Here is a 14,012-nt window from a genome sequence, read left to right as displayed (position 1 = left end):
ATTTGTGGGTAATACTGAAACAGTAAGTGAATATGGTCTTCTTCCCCATTGAACTCAATCAGTTTACAATCCCATTTTTGACAAAGGTCAGACAGAATTTCGTGTAACCGTTTCAGCATCTCGTCTGTGAAAGCTTTACGTTCAATTATTCGGCAAATAGGTTTGAACGTAGACGAATTTGTTGAACTTTTATAGGACATTTTGCAAGTTAATTGCACTCCACCTAAAATCTCACAAAACTTTAGTACTCACCGAGTAAGACTAGGCTCAATCTCCTTTAAATAATTCTGAAAAATCTGACGTGCTGTTTTATGGTCGCCTTCAGGAGGCATATTACATAATCACCATATAGAGCTACTCTGATAACATCTCGGTTGATCTGTTGCAATTAACCGAAGGTAAGGCGATCGCCACACACCAGGCTTGATATAACACCGATGGATACAGATAGATTATTCATTGGGATGCAGTAACACCCAGATTTAGTCCTAAGTTGAGCAAAATATTTGCAAAACTTAACAATAATTGAGGCGATTTGCGAACACAGTATAAAAAATTGGCAACATTAAGAAAATAAAGACAACAATAGCGATAGCTAGACCTGGAGTTCTGCTAAACCTATGCAGCCAATTCGTACATTCAACGTCTCACCTTCTTTGCCTGCGCGACTCGAACCACTACGCAAGCTGGCTTACAACTTGCTTTGGGATTGGAACGTAGAAACTAAAGATGTATTTCGCCGTTTAGATCCTGATATATGGGAATCTAGCCATCATAACCCTGTTTTGATGCTAGGAACCATAAGCCAGGCGCGGTTGATGGAAGTAGTAGAAGATGAAGGCTTTTTGGCACAAATGGATCGTGCCGCTTTGCAGATAGAAGATTATCTCAAAGAACGCACTTGGTATGAGAAAACAAGGGACAGGGGATTGGGGACAAGGGACTGGGGACAAGGAAGTAATTCTTCTGGCTTGTCTTCTCCCAATTCCCAATCCCCGATCCCTAATCCCCAATCCCCAGAATGCTACGCCTATTTTTCTGCTGAGTTTGGGCTTGTGGACTGTTTGCCCATCTATTCAGGGGGCTTGGGTGTACTAGCTGGGGATCATCTGAAATCTGCCAGTGATTTAGGGCTTCCCCTCGTCGGTGTGGGTTTGTTGTACCAGCAAGGCTATTTTGCCCAATATTTAAATGCTGATGGCTGGCAGCAAGAGCGTTATCCAATTAACGACTTTTATAACATGCCTTTGCACCTAGAACGTAATCCGGATGGCTCAGAACTGCGGATTACAGTAGATTATCCGGGGCGTACCGTTTATGCTAGGGTTTGGCGGGTGCAAGTGGGAAGGGTGCCATTGTACATGCTTGACACCAACATTGAACCCAACAATCCTTACGACCACGACATTACAGATCAACTGTATGGTGGTGATATTGACATGCGTATCCACCAGGAAATCATGTTGGGTATTGGCGGCGTGAGGATGTTAAAAGCATTGGGGTATAACGTCACTGCCTACCACATGAATGAGGGACACGCAGCGTTTTCTGCTCTAGAACGTATCCGCGTTCTAATTCAAGAGCAAGGGCTGAGTTACATCGAAGCTAGGCAAGTGGTAGCTTCTACAAATATATTTACCACCCATACACCAGTGCCAGCCGGAATCGACTTGTTCTCACCAGATAAAATTTTGTACTATCTGGGACACTATGCAGAAATTTTTGGTTTAGGGAAAGACCAATTTTTAGCTTTGGGACGAGAGAGTACAGGTGATTTATCCTCACCTTTCAGTATGGCAGTCCTAGCGCTGAAGATGGCAACATTTTCTAACGGTGTGGCGCAGTTGCACGGTTCAGTGTCACGACATATGTTTCAGGGTTTGTGGACTGATGTACCAACTGAAGAAGTACCAATTTCTGCGATTACGAACGGCGTTCATGCCCGTAGTTGTGTGGCTAAATCAACTCAGGAGTTGTACGATCGCTATTTAGGCCCGAATTGGTCATCAGCACCAGTGGATCATCCTCTGTGGGATCGGATGAATGCAATTCCCGATGAAGAATTGTGGCGGAACCACGAACGCTGCCGCTTAGATATGATTTTGTATGTGCGGGAGCATTTAGTCAAACATTTACGCGATCGCGGTGCATCTCCGATTGAAATTGCCCAAGCCCAAGAAGTCCTCGATCCTCATATTTTAACGATAGGTTTTGCCCGTCGCTTTGCCACCTACAAACGTGCTACTCTCTGGATGCGTGATTTAGAACGCGTCAAGCGGATTTTATTTGGCAATAAAGACCGCAAGTTACAATTTGTGATTGCTGGTAAGGCACATCCTAAAGATATCCCCGGCAAAGAACTCATCCGCGAAATTAATCATTTCATCCGCGAAAATAATTTGGAAAAACAGGTAGTGTTTGTTCCAAATTACGATATTCATATTTCCCGATTGATGGTAGCGGGTTGTGATGTGTGGTTAAATACACCCCGTCGTCCCCGCGAAGCCTCTGGTACTAGTGGCATGAAAGCAGCAATGAACGGATTGCCAAATTTAAGTGTGCTAGATGGTTGGTGGGATGAAGCTGATTATGTCCGTACTGGTTGGGCAATTGGACATGGGGAAATGTATGACGATCCCACTTATCAGGATGAAATAGAAGCAAATGCCCTATATGACATCTTAGAAAAAGAAGTTGTACCGTTGTTTTATAATCGCGATGCCGATGGTTTGCCTAGACACTGGGTTGCCAAAATGAAAGACGCCATCCGGTTAAACTGTCCGTTCTTTAACACCGCGCGGATGGTGGGAGAGTATGCCCAAAGAGCATATTTCCCCGCAAGCGATCGCCATACTATCCTAACTAGTGATAATTATGCCCCAGCCAAAGAACTAGCAGCTTGGAAATTAAATCTCGGTGAACACTGGTACAACATCACAATTAAAGATATTGATGTCTCTGTAGGCCCTGATATTGAAGTTAACCAAACCGTTGCAGTTAAAGCCAAAATTGACTTGGCAACTCTCACAAATCATGACGTACAGATAGAACTGTATCAAGGTGCAGTAGATGCCAATGGCGAGATTGTCAATGGTGTACCACTTGTGATGGAATACCAAGGAGAAGATGCCCAAGGCTTAAGTATTTACACGGCTAATATTCTGTATACTACTTCTGGTTTACAAGGATTATCTTTGCGTGTATTACCTAAACACAAGTATCTTTCTACTCCTTATGAACCAAGATTGATTTTGTGGGCGCAGTAATATAGTTAGGGATCGGGGAAAGGGGATCAGGGATTAGGGATCAGGGATTAGGGATCAGGGATCGGGAAAAACCTTTTTCAAATTTACCTAATCCCCAATTCCCAATCCCTCATTTCTCATTCGTCATAACGATCCCTAATCCCCTTTCCCCGATCCCCTTGTCCCCTTTCCCCGATCCTTTGAGGAACAACTATGTAACCTGTGGTGCGATCGCCTAGTACCAGGTTACGTTGTTCTCCCCAATACCACCAGTATGCTGCTACGTAAGCACAGATGAGGCTATCGAGTTTGTCTTCGGCTGCTTTGAGTTGTGCGCCCGTGGTGGGGATTTGGGGGAGAAGTGTAGACGCTTTAGCGGCTTGCCGCAGGCTACCGCAGAGGCGCAGAGGACACAGAGGAGGATTGAGAGAAGGTAGAGTTTGTGTGATGTAATTATAGAGTTTGATGAGTTCTTGGCGGCGATCGCTCAGGCGTCCTTTTTTATATTTAAGAATACGTTCTAAGCCGAAGAGATGGACTATGGCGGGGTGGGGAAAGACTTCGATTTGATATCTTCCGGGTTTTTGTGGTTCGATGGTGGGTGCGTGGGCAAAACCACGTGATTCTAATTCTAAGCCGAAGTTAACGGTGCGTTCAGCAAAGGGAAGATTAAGATTGGCTGGGTAGCAACCAGCATGATATTTACCAAAGTATTTATGAGTAAGTTTGTCGGGGAGACGACTACCAGTGGCGTTGGGGATAAGAGTCGGCGCGTCTACACCAATTACGGCACTTTCACCTGGTGGAACACAAGTATCAACCCAGTTTAGGATGTCTGCAATTGCTTCTTTGCGATCTAAGTCGAGTATTTGTAGTTGATTCTCTGCCCATTCTAAGCAGCACAGTCCGCTTGGTTGAGATTTCCAGCCTAAATCGATGCCGATAAATTTCATTTTTATCAAGTTAAATAACTAATTTTTTGAGACTTAATTCAAGCTATTATGTCTTCACGCTTCCATTGGGTCTGCTCTACTAATTCCCAGTTCCCTCAATTTAACTTTCATATCCTCCCACATTGATGGTTAACGGGTTTTGTTAAAAGAAACAGAATAACTCAATTCAAAAAGGATGATTTGCCCTATGTTTTCCAAATTAGTTCGCACAACCGCAGTCGCAAGTGTATTCGCATTATCTACATTACCTGTAGTTGTTTCAAAATCTTTAGCAGATGAGTATCGCAATATTACATTAACAAATAATAATAGCCAACAAATACTTGCAGTACATATTAAATATCCTGAATCTCAGCAGTGGTCGTCTGTTCTTGAGGCAGCAGAATGGATTGAAAGAGGTACATCCAAAACGATAGGAGTAAATGTCAATCAATGTGTTTATGATGTTAAAGTCCGTTACATGAGTGCAAGTTATGACCTTGGTCGCTATGACCTCTGCAAAAATCCGACTTTGACCTACATAGGAAATGGTGGCGACTATAGTCCTAGTGGCACATATATAGGTGCAAAGGGTTGTGACTATACTCCAAGTTGGGGTTTAGCAGGAAGTTCCCCTACTGGTTGTTAACTAACTATTCTTGACATACTCACCGACCTGAAGGTGCGGTGAGTATGTCAAATTAGGCTTGGTTGCTTCTTGGGTGGATGTAGGTTTTGGCTCTAGCGTTTAATCAGGCGAACAGCATCAGAAGCTGATTGTAGGTCTAAACCCGTTGGCTGACAGGGGACTACTGCCAAATCAGCCCGAAATAAAATAGCGATCGCATCCCTTCTGGTCAGTTAGCGTAACGTTATTCTAACTAAATCAATCTAAGTCGTTGCCATTTTGCTGGCATGTTGGCTTATTACAGTTTTAGTGCTGGCACAGTGGCATTATGGCTTGCTGGCATATATTCAGTACATTTATGGCATGACGGCAAAATGGAGATAATATAATGCTGGCAATAAATAGACTTTTAGAAGTGACCGAAAAACCGCGTAGTAAAAGACAAAACCCTAATTACACTAAGATTACGGCTGATATAGAAAAAGAAGTCGCTAATAAAACTCGTGCTATATGCGCTTTAACAGATGTTTCTTTATCCGATGCAGTAAATGAAGCTTTAAAGCTTTGGATTGAAAAAAAGAAGTCAGATGAAAAATTTGAAATATAAGAAATGAGGACACCGACCATGACACAAGCACTACCAAAACCAATAACTGTTGAAGAATTTGCAGTATGGTATCCAGAAAACCCACAAAAACTCTATGAACTACACAATGGAGTAATTATTGAAATGCCTTTACCAGTTGGCGAACACGAAGAGATTGTACTATTTTTAGTCGAAAAAATTACTTTAGAATATAATCGTCTCAATCTACCCTTTGGTATTCCTAAAACAGTGCTAGTCAAACCACTTGAAAATGAAACTGGTTATTCACCAGATGTACTGTTATTAAATCGCCCCAATTTAGTAAATGAACCAATCTGGAGAAAAGAATCAATTATTACTCAAGCAGCATCAATCCCATTAATCATTGAAGTTGTTAGTACTAACTGGCGTGATGATTATCATAAAAAATATGCTGATTATGAGGAAATGGGAATTCCCGAATATTGGATTGTTGATTACGCTGCTTTAGGCAGCAGAGAGTTTATTGGCAAGCCAAAACAACCAACTATTTTAGTTTGTTCTTTGGATGAAGGTGAGTATGTGGTTAACAAGTTTAGAGGTGATGACCGTATTATTTCACCAACATTTCCAGAGTTAAACTTGACAGCTAAACAGATTTTTAAAGCAGGTAATCTATAACCGAATATTTAAATTTGTCTGAAAAATAACTAACAAAAGAGGTTTGATTATGAAAACCGAACGTGAAAGAGAAGAATTAATTAAAGCTATGAACGTACTGTTAAATCACGCTTACGACAGTGTTTTAGATGATGTTTATGCGTTCTTACAAAAAATCGAAGATGAAGAAGATGAAGAAGATTTGAAAGCTTATGAAATAGCAAAAAACGACCCTGAAAGTAATATTTTTATTGCATGGGAAGATATCAAAAAAGAAATTGCCGATGAAAGAAAAAAGGATGTTGCGTGATTTACGAAGTTAAATTGACTAAACGTGCAAAAAAGATGTTTAGAAAATTACCTCAAGATTTACAAGATCGTATACAACCTAAAATAGATGAATTAGCCTTAGAACCACGTCCAGATGGAGTGAAAAAATTAAAAGGTAAAGAAAACTCCTATCGAATTTCGCATTCTACCTCACCTTACAACCAAAAACCAAAAAGCAGCCGGGTTTACCAGCTGCCTAAGTAATAAATGTTTACTGTGTTACCTCAATACCATCTGATTAACTGGCGCAACACCAGCCATCTCTAAAATTTGCGGAATCAAATCTTCGCGCTTAACTGCCATCATATGTACACCCTGGCACAGTTGCTGTGCAGTTTGCACTTGTTCCGCAGCAATTTTCATCCCTTCTTCTAGAGGATCTTTGGCTTTTGCTAATCTATCAATGATGTGTTCGGGAATATTTACACCCGGAACACACCTATTAATAAATTGGGCATTTTTTGCCGATTTCAACAAGAAAATTCCGGCTAAAATTGGCTTACCACAATCAGCAGCAATTTTATCCATGAACTTTTCTAGTATTTCAAAGTCGGTAATTAATTGACTTTGAAAAAACTGCGCCCCTGCTGCTAATTTGCGTTCAAATCGTTTTTGTAAACCAGACCAACTCGGACATTGCGGATCGACTGCTGCACCAGGAAATAAATCTAGCGCTCCATCAGTTAGGGGTTTGTCGTTGCAATCAAAGCCATGATTCAGCTTTTCTATGACTTGCAGCAATCGCACAGATTCTAAGTCAAATACACCTTTGCAATCAGGATGATCGCCTGCTTTTACAGGATCACCCGTCAAAGCTAAGATATTTCTGATACCGATCGCATGAGCGCCCATTAAATCAGCTTGTAAACCAATCCGGTTGCGATCGCGACAAGCAATCTGACAAATTGGTTCAATGCCATTTTGTATTAAAATTGCCGATGCAATCACTGGCGACATCCGTAAAACTGCTCGGCTACCATCGGTGATATTGACAGCATGAACCCTTCCCTTAAGGGTCGCTGCCATTTTGAGCATGTGTTCTGGATTACCGCCTTTTGGGGGTGCTACCTCGGCGGTAATCAGGAATTTACCAGCTTTTGCAGCTGTGCGAAAAGAAGTTAAACAAGTTGGATTCTGAGTATCCAGCATAAAAATGAGCATTTCTGTCTTTGGGTACAGCTATAACACAAGTCACCCTAAACAGAAAACCTCATAATGGTGTGGAGTATCCCATCGCAGTTTTAACTTTTGCTAAAGTTTGGTTAGCAACAGCCTCTGCTTTATGTTTTCCATGGCGTAAAACGGACTCTAAATAGCCTTTGTCGTCCATTACCGCCTGATATTTCTCTTGAATGGGTTTGAGGGCATTTATGACTGTTTCCGTTAGTAAAGGCTTAAATTGTCCCCAGCCCATATCTTGACACTCAGCAGCGACTTCTTCTTTGGTTTTACCAGAAAGCACCATATACAGAGTTAACAAATTATTACTCTCTGGCCGTTCTGGATGATCAAATTCTAAACCGCGAGTCGGGTCAGTTTTACATTTCTTAATTTTTTTGGCAATTTCATCTGGTGAATCTAACAAATTGATCCGACTTAATTCTGAAGGATCAGACTTAGACATTTTCTTTGTTCCATCTGTCAAACTCATTACCCTGGCCCCTTCTTTACGAATCAGAGGCTCTGGTAACTTTAATACTGGTTGATCTGGTTTAGCAAATAAGTGATTAAACCGATTGACAATATCTCGTGTTAATTCTAGATGCTGTTTTTGATCTTCCCCGACTGGCACTTTCTCAGGTTCGTAGAGCAAAATATCAGATGCCATCAGCACAGGATAGTCTAACAAACCAACACCCACATTTTCACCCTGCTTGACAGCTTTTTCCTTAAACTGAATCATATCTGTCAGCCAGTTGAGCGGTGTAATGCAGTTGAGTAACCAAGTCAGTTCAGTATGTGCAGGGACGTGAGATTGTACAAAGATGGTGGAATAGGTTAGATCAAGACCACAAGCCAGATATAGAGCAGCTAAGGTATAAGTATTTGTAGCTAGTTCTGCTGGGTTGTGTGGCAGAGTCACAGCGTGTAAATCAGCTATAAAAAGGAAATTATCGTACTGGCTTTGTCCTTCTACCCAGTTGCGAATCGCACCTAAGTAGTTACCCAAATGTAAGTTACCAGTTGGTTGAACTCCAGAAAGAACACGTTGCCTAACGGACATAAGCTAGGATATATAGTCTTAACTTTTTAACGATACTTAAAAATGAGCAAAAAAGGGACACGGGAAGGGGGACAAGGGGAGCCACTGCGCCCTTGCGGGTTAAGAGCGTTGTAGCACGTGGCGTGGACATGGGGAGAGTTTCAGATTATTTCTCCTTTGTCACCGCGTCTCCTCCTCTACCTTGTCTTCTCCTAATCCTTTGCGCGATCGCTAATATTACCTTGTGGTCGAATTCCATAAATTTGGCACAGTTGAATTAACTCTGCCAAAGTCTTTGACTCTAGTTCAGTGCGGTTTAACATAGTAAATGTCTGTTTTTGATAAATAGACTTGGTGGGTATACTTTTGGCAAGTTGCAGTACCCACCTTATTTTTCACTATACAATATGTTGCCTCATTATTCTCAAATAATTTAAAAATCATTCATGAAACTAAATGCCTAATCCACATGGCAATCCAGAAATCAAAAAACACGGTTTTAAAACAGATAGAGATGAACCGCTAACCGAGAGAATCGCCATTAGGGTTACTAAAACAATGGCTGACAAGATTAAATCAATTGAGAATTATCCTGAATTTTGCCGTCGAGTACTTCAGGAAGCATTAGATAAACTCAGCCAAACCGAAGATCAGTAGCTTGTGACGCGGAAATTTTTTCTCGTGTCTCCGTGTCTCCCTTGTCCCCTTGCAATTAGATATTTTTCCTAAATTTACTCTTCTTCCTGCTTTTCCTGCTATCGAACTTGATATTATTACTTTACAAAAGTAGACAAAAATTAAACTCTACTTAGAAAAAGTAGCAGTAACCTTAGAAGTAATTAATTAACTTTAAATTCCGGGGTATATGCTTATAAAAGCTTTACTACTCTGGCTGATATTATCTTGTACTCTATTTCTTTTGATATTGCCAGCATACGCCTAATATCAGCACATTTATGCTTTGTCTATTACACCTCGATTAATTAAAAATTTGCTTTCTAACTAGTGAATTCAGTCTAGAGAAAGATGACAAATAAACATCATATGAGTTGTGTTTTGTCTCTGCAATATTAATACAGAAATCAGGATTTGTTAAGAGATAAAAAACTATCTGAATTAAAACTCAATGGGAGAACAAAAATAATGAAAGCACTGTTACTTTATCCCCGTTTTCCTAAAACTTTTTGGTCTTATGATGAATTCATGAAAATTGCAGGACTAAAAGCATTTATCCCACCGTTGGGTATTTTAACTGTCGCTGCATTACTACCATCAGATTGGGAAATTCGATTTTGCGATCGCAACGTCAACCCAGAAACCGATGCAGATTGGCAGTGGTGTGATATTGTGATTCTCTCTGCGATGCTTGCACAAAAAGAAGATTTTCTTGCCCAAATTCAAAAAGCTGTGCAACTGGGAAAAAAAGTAGCAGTGGGTGGGCCTTATCCAACTTCAATACCAGAGGCTGCCCTGAATGCAGGAGCTAATTACCTAATTTTAGATGAAGGCGAGATCACAGTTCCACTATTTTTAGAAGCGATCGCCCAAAATCAACAGCAAGGTATTTTCCGCGCCGATGAAAAACCAGATGTTACCCAAACTCCTATACCCCGCTTCGATTTGCTCAAGCGCGATGAATACTTAATGATGGCAATTCAGTATTCTCGTGGTTGTCCTTTCCAATGTGAATTCTGTGACATTATCAACCTTTATGGGCGCAAACCCCGTACCAAAGAACCAAGTCAAACTCTTGCAGAACTCCAAACCCTCTATGACTTAGGTTGGCGTGGCTCTATCCTAGTAGTGGATGATAATTTTATTGGCAATACGCGCAACGTCAAACGCCTGCTACAACAATTAATTCCTTGGATGCAGGAACGCCGTTATCCCTTCACCTTCCTTACCGAAGCTTCCGTCAACCTAGCAGAGGATAGCGAGTTACTAAAGCTAATGGCTGAAGCTGGTTTTTACGGAGTTTTTCTAGGAATTGAAACCCCGGATCAAGACAGTCTGGAAGTAACTCGCAAGTTTCAGAACACCCGCCACTCATTAATAGAAGCCTGTCGTACCATTAATCAAGCTGGATTGCTGATTTATGCAGGATTTATTATTGGCTTTGATGGCGAACGGACAGGTGCTGGTGAACGGATTCAAACTTTTGTAGAACAAAGTAGTATTCCGCAACCCATGCTTGGTGTATTGCAAGCCCTTCCCAATACTGCCCTTTGGCAAAGGCTAAAACAAGAGGAGCGATTATTAGAAGGATTTGGAGGTGTAGAAGTAGGAGATCAGAATTCCCTGATGAATTTTGTCCCCACTCGCCCAATGGTTGAAGTCGCCAGGGAGTATGTAGAGGCTATCTGGACAATGTATGAACCGAAAAACTATCTGCGACGTTGTTTGCAACAATGTCTCAACATCACGCCTAATCCCCAGCTACAGCAGACAATGTATTTTCCTCCTAGTAAAGGTTTGCGCCTACTCATCCAGTTACTCTGGCGTCAAGGCTGGCAAAGACGGGAAATTCGACTTCAGTTTTGGCAACAGCTATGGATAATTATTCGCACCAAACCAAAATTTATTAATATGTATTTGGGTTTGTGCGCTGCTGGTGAACATTTTTGGGAATACCGTATTTTAGCCAGAGAGCGTATTACTGAGCAGCTGGGATTTGATCCACTTACAACGTCTAATGCTGTTGAACAAGAATTAGTCACAGTTTAAGTACCTAATTTTTACTTCACGTAAAGACATAAATGTATCTTTTCTGTCTTTACGTGAAATTTGGAGGTAAATAACAACAAAATATATTAAGAATGTTCACAATTTTGATTGAGCGATCGCTTTGTTATAGCAGAATAAAATATACAGTTAAAAAAGATTGGACATTTTTTAAATAAACAAAGCTTCAAAAAATCAAACATCTGCTAATTACGCATTTAGTAATTTAGATATTATTGCTAATTAATTGCGTATTTAGTAATGTGCAATCAAAAATTGGAGGGTAGGAATTATGGCAACTCGCAATAATTCAGAAAGTAGTTTATGGCAGAAAATACAACAGGATTCTGTTAGCTGGGGAGCTTTAGTCCTTTGGGTTTTTGGCTTGGCTGTCATGTTAATTTTGGTGACAATGTTTGCTTCTGCTTAAGTTTCAGTGAAGTTGGTGAGGGGAGCATCCCAATTTTTCAAAAATTCACGGGAGACGCAAAAACCCTTTAGAGTTCTCTTAACTTTGCGTTCTTTGCGTCCTTTGTGGTTCGTTTCTTCATGATTCTGATCAGCATATCGCCTAAATTTCAAAAATTGGGATGCTCCCGTTGGTGAGTTTCTGTGAATCTAGTTCATCAACCAGATATTAGACGTTACTTTCTCTAAAAATTTAAACTAGAGAAGTGCGAACAGATAACCGCCTACAACTTATGAACATTAAATTTTTGGCAACAGTGCTTGTATTAGCTATCAAAAACATAGTGGGAGGGTGAGAACCCCTGTGTCTTTGACCAGGGGATGAAACCCGACGCAAAGGGCTTTAGAGAAGAGCGTATCTCTTATTTTCCTTTTTGATTTTCAATGTACTTTTTAACAATCTCAGTACTTACTTGACCAGTTGTTGCTACAAAGTATGTTGGTGTCCACAAGGCTGGTAACTTTTTAAGTTCTGGGAACTCTTTTCTTAAATGGTGGGATGCACGACCTTTAACCCATCTAGCAATATCAGCCGGAGATTCATGAGTAGGAGCATTTATAAAAAAGTGAACATGATCAGGCTGAATTTCCAATGCAATTAACTTCCACCCGTGTTCTGTAACCAACTCAAAGATTATTTCTTGTAGACGTTTTGCAATGTCTTTAACTAATACTGGTTTCCTTCGTTTTGGTACAAAAACAAAGTGATAGTTAATCGATGAAACAGAGTTTTCTGTTCTTCGATACTCATGGTCTTCTTTAGATAACTTAGCCATCCTTGCTGTTGACTCAGATTGTAGCTTCTAGTATACTCAACAACAGGAGGTGAGTAAAGGTTGTATAGAACAGTTCCAATTAGAGCTAAATTTACGGACGAGGAAAAAGCTTTTTGGGTTGACCAGTGCAAACATTCAAATAGCTTGATAAATTGCGCCATTTATTATACTCGCCAGTCTCATTATGCCCGTTTAGAAAACATGGAGAATGCTTTCACGACTTACTGGCGTGGTGATGAATTACGTAGTGGGTGGAAGACATACTACTGTCAAACAACTTATCCTGAACTAGACAAAGTTCTTAAGGACAATCCCCACTACAAAGGTTTAGCTGCACAAGCGGCACAACAAACTTTAAAGTTAGTTGGGGAATCGATAACTAGCTACAACGGATTAGTTAAAGCTTATTACAATGGCGAAGTCGATAGACCTTCACTGCCTAAATATCGTAAAAAAGGGGGGTTAGCGGCAGTTACATTTCCACGTCAGGCACTTAGTTTTAGCGATGGATTTTTCAAACCATCAATTAGCAAAGAAACTAAGCCAGAATTAATTACTGAAATCAAATTACTACTACCAGAGTTTATTGATTCTGACTGGGTTAAGGAAGTAACAATTCGCCCTTATTATGGTGAATTCTGGATTGATTGGGTAATTGACGATGGCAAAGAACCAATTAAAAACAATCAACATCTTGACTACTCTCAAGCGTGGGGATTTGACCACGGTGGCACTAATTGGATGACTGGTGTTTCTACCCGTGGGAAAAGCTTAATTATTGATGGCAGAAAACTAAAATCAACGAACCAAGGATATTGCAGATTAGTTGCCAAATACAAACAGGGTAAATCTGATTTTTATTGGGATGCTAATCTTGACCGTATTCAGCGCAAACGCAATAACCAAATGCGTGATGCAATCAACAAAGCAGCACGATTTATTGTTAATCAGTGCCTCAATGACAAGATTGGGAACATCGTAATTGGATGGAATGAAGGGCAAAAAATTAATTCCAATATCGGCAAAGTTAGTAATCAGAACTTTGTCCCAATCCCAACAGGAAGGCTGATTGAAAGAATAAAACAATTAGCAAGTGAGTACGGGATTATTGTTACTTTAACCGAGGAAGCAAATACCTCAAAAGCGTCTTACCTAGATGGCGATACCCTCTACAAGCATGGTGAAAAACCCGCAGGATGGAAACCGTCAGGACAAAGGATAAAACGTGGGCTGTACAAGTCTGCAAAAGGATTATTAACCTCGGCAGACGCTCAGGCGTCCGCAAATATACTAAAAAAGGTAGCCACACAGCTAGGGTTAACCTTAGCCGAGGTGGGTAGGGCATCCTTGACTGTGCCACAACGAATTGATCTGTTTAAGAGGTTAAATAGATCATATCGTAAGCGTTGCGAAGGGGTGCTTTTAGCCCCCGTAGCAACAACAGCTTAAGAATCCCCTGTGATTCCATCCAGGGGAGAAGTCAA

Annotated in this window: 14 protein-coding genes and 1 pseudogene; 10 read left to right on the top strand and 5 right to left on the bottom strand. The window is 40.7% G+C overall.

Going from position 1 to position 14,012, the window contains the following annotated elements; translation table 11 throughout:
• Window positions 1-140, bottom strand: a pseudogene (locus ACE1AT_RS27345) (transposase); the annotation flags it as partial.
• A gap of 480 nt (window positions 141-620) precedes the next feature.
• Between ACE1AT_RS27345 and glgP the strand changes: the two are divergent.
• Window positions 621-3,266: an alpha-glucan family phosphorylase gene (gene glgP, locus ACE1AT_RS27340; RefSeq protein WP_374874151.1), complete on the top strand. Its 2,646-nt coding sequence runs from the start codon at window positions 621-623 to the stop codon at window positions 3,264-3,266.
• A 116-nt stretch (window positions 3,267-3,382) separates the two neighbouring features.
• On the opposite strand, the gene ACE1AT_RS27335 is transcribed toward glgP, so the two are convergent.
• Window positions 3,383-4,198: a DUF429 domain-containing protein gene (locus ACE1AT_RS27335; protein WP_374874149.1), complete on the bottom strand. Its 816-nt coding sequence runs from the start codon at window positions 4,196-4,198 to the stop codon at window positions 3,383-3,385.
• A gap of 187 nt (window positions 4,199-4,385) precedes the next feature.
• On the opposite strand from ACE1AT_RS27335, the gene ACE1AT_RS27330 reads away from it, so the two are divergent.
• From ACE1AT_RS27330 to ACE1AT_RS27310, 5 genes are all read left to right on the top strand, one after another.
• Window positions 4,386-4,826 carry a hypothetical protein gene (locus ACE1AT_RS27330; protein WP_374874147.1) on the top strand — a complete coding sequence of 147 codons (441 nt, stop codon included), beginning with the start codon at window positions 4,386-4,388 and terminating at the stop codon, window positions 4,824-4,826.
• Between the two features lie 367 nt (window positions 4,827-5,193).
• Window positions 5,194-5,412 carry a hypothetical protein gene (locus ACE1AT_RS27325; protein WP_374874145.1) on the top strand — a complete coding sequence of 73 codons (219 nt, stop codon included), beginning with the start codon at window positions 5,194-5,196 and terminating at the stop codon, window positions 5,410-5,412.
• A gap of 18 nt (window positions 5,413-5,430) precedes the next feature.
• Complete coding sequence (locus tag ACE1AT_RS27320) at window positions 5,431-6,051, top strand: Uma2 family endonuclease (RefSeq protein WP_374874143.1); 621 nt, start codon at window positions 5,431-5,433, stop codon at window positions 6,049-6,051.
• Between the two features lie 49 nt (window positions 6,052-6,100).
• Window positions 6,101-6,340, top strand: coding sequence for a hypothetical protein (locus ACE1AT_RS27315; RefSeq protein ID WP_374874141.1), 240 nt, complete (start codon window positions 6,101-6,103; stop codon window positions 6,338-6,340).
• Window positions 6,337-6,564, top strand: a complete 228-nt coding sequence (locus ACE1AT_RS27310; protein WP_374874139.1) for a type II toxin-antitoxin system RelE/ParE family toxin — start codon at window positions 6,337-6,339, stop codon at window positions 6,562-6,564. The genes ACE1AT_RS27315 and ACE1AT_RS27310 overlap by 4 nt, the downstream gene beginning before the upstream one ends.
• A 15-nt stretch (window positions 6,565-6,579) precedes the next feature.
• On the opposite strand, the gene ACE1AT_RS27305 is transcribed toward ACE1AT_RS27310, so the two are convergent.
• Window positions 6,580-7,521: a methylenetetrahydrofolate reductase gene (locus ACE1AT_RS27305; RefSeq protein ID WP_374874137.1), complete on the bottom strand. Its 942-nt coding sequence runs from the start codon at window positions 7,519-7,521 to the stop codon at window positions 6,580-6,582.
• Between the two features lie 49 nt (window positions 7,522-7,570).
• Window positions 7,571-8,584, bottom strand: coding sequence for a tryptophan--tRNA ligase (trpS, locus tag ACE1AT_RS27300; protein WP_374874135.1), 1,014 nt, complete (start codon window positions 8,582-8,584; stop codon window positions 7,571-7,573).
• A gap of 435 nt (window positions 8,585-9,019) precedes the next feature.
• On the opposite strand from trpS, the gene ACE1AT_RS27295 reads away from it, so the two are divergent.
• The 3 genes from ACE1AT_RS27295 to ACE1AT_RS27285 all read left to right on the top strand — a co-directional run bounded on the left by ACE1AT_RS27295 (window position 9,020) and on the right by ACE1AT_RS27285 (window position 11,714).
• On the top strand, window positions 9,020-9,220 hold the full coding sequence (locus tag ACE1AT_RS27295; RefSeq protein WP_374874133.1) for a hypothetical protein: 201 nt from the start codon (window positions 9,020-9,022) through the stop codon (window positions 9,218-9,220).
• Window positions 9,221-9,706: 486 nt separating this feature from the next.
• A complete protein-coding gene (locus ACE1AT_RS27290) occupies window positions 9,707-11,287 on the top strand; it encodes a B12-binding domain-containing radical SAM protein (protein ID WP_374874131.1) in 1,581 nt (526 codons plus the stop codon).
• A gap of 289 nt (window positions 11,288-11,576) precedes the next feature.
• On the top strand, window positions 11,577-11,714 hold the full coding sequence (locus tag ACE1AT_RS27285) for a hypothetical protein (protein ID WP_374874129.1): 138 nt from the start codon (window positions 11,577-11,579) through the stop codon (window positions 11,712-11,714).
• A 400-nt stretch (window positions 11,715-12,114) separates the two neighbouring features.
• Here the strand turns inward: ACE1AT_RS27285 and tnpA are convergent, their stop codons facing one another.
• Window positions 12,115-12,528 (bottom strand): IS200/IS605 family transposase, encoded by a 414-nt coding sequence (gene tnpA / locus ACE1AT_RS27280; RefSeq protein ID WP_374874127.1) that lies wholly within the window; start codon window positions 12,526-12,528, stop codon window positions 12,115-12,117.
• A 60-nt stretch (window positions 12,529-12,588) separates the two neighbouring features.
• Here tnpA and ACE1AT_RS27275 point away from each other — a divergent pair, with 60 nt between their 5' ends.
• Window positions 12,589-13,977 carry an RNA-guided endonuclease InsQ/TnpB family protein gene (locus ACE1AT_RS27275; protein ID WP_374874125.1) on the top strand — a complete coding sequence of 463 codons (1,389 nt, stop codon included), beginning with the start codon at window positions 12,589-12,591 and terminating at the stop codon, window positions 13,975-13,977.
• The last annotated feature ends 35 nt before the right edge of the window (window positions 13,978-14,012 follow it).

Origin of the sequence: Pelatocladus sp. BLCC-F211 (assembly GCF_041928655.1) — a bacterium.
Lineage (GTDB): Bacteria > Cyanobacteriota > Cyanobacteriia > Cyanobacteriales > Nostocaceae > Pelatocladus.
Note: the sequence above shows the minus strand (reverse complement) of the source record. Positions and strands in the feature narration are given on the sequence as shown.

Excerpts from the sequence above, each read along its gene's own strand:
- ACE1AT_RS27290 (WP_374874131.1), top strand. The coding sequence starts at position 9,707 with ATGAAAGCACTGTTACTTTATCCCCGTTTTCCTAAAACTTTTTGGTCT.
- ACE1AT_RS27285 (WP_374874129.1), top strand. The coding sequence starts at position 11,577 with ATGGCAACTCGCAATAATTCAGAAAGTAGTTTATGGCAGAAAATACAA.
- ACE1AT_RS27320 (WP_374874143.1), top strand. The coding sequence starts at position 5,431 with ATGACACAAGCACTACCAAAACCAATAACTGTTGAAGAATTTGCAGTA.
- tnpA (WP_374874127.1), bottom strand. The coding sequence starts at position 12,528 with ATGGCTAAGTTATCTAAAGAAGACCATGAGTATCGAAGAACAGAAAAC.
- ACE1AT_RS27315 (WP_374874141.1), top strand. The coding sequence starts at position 6,101 with ATGAAAACCGAACGTGAAAGAGAAGAATTAATTAAAGCTATGAACGTA.
- ACE1AT_RS27295 (WP_374874133.1), top strand. The coding sequence starts at position 9,020 with ATGCCTAATCCACATGGCAATCCAGAAATCAAAAAACACGGTTTTAAA.
- trpS (WP_374874135.1), bottom strand. The coding sequence starts at position 8,584 with ATGTCCGTTAGGCAACGTGTTCTTTCTGGAGTTCAACCAACTGGTAAC.
- ACE1AT_RS27335 (WP_374874149.1), bottom strand. The coding sequence starts at position 4,198 with ATGAAATTTATCGGCATCGATTTAGGCTGGAAATCTCAACCAAGCGGA.
- ACE1AT_RS27325 (WP_374874145.1), top strand. The coding sequence starts at position 5,194 with ATGCTGGCAATAAATAGACTTTTAGAAGTGACCGAAAAACCGCGTAGT.
- glgP (WP_374874151.1), top strand. The coding sequence starts at position 621 with ATGCAGCCAATTCGTACATTCAACGTCTCACCTTCTTTGCCTGCGCGA.
- ACE1AT_RS27305 (WP_374874137.1), bottom strand. The coding sequence starts at position 7,521 with ATGCTCATTTTTATGCTGGATACTCAGAATCCAACTTGTTTAACTTCT.
- ACE1AT_RS27330 (WP_374874147.1), top strand. The coding sequence starts at position 4,386 with ATGTTTTCCAAATTAGTTCGCACAACCGCAGTCGCAAGTGTATTCGCA.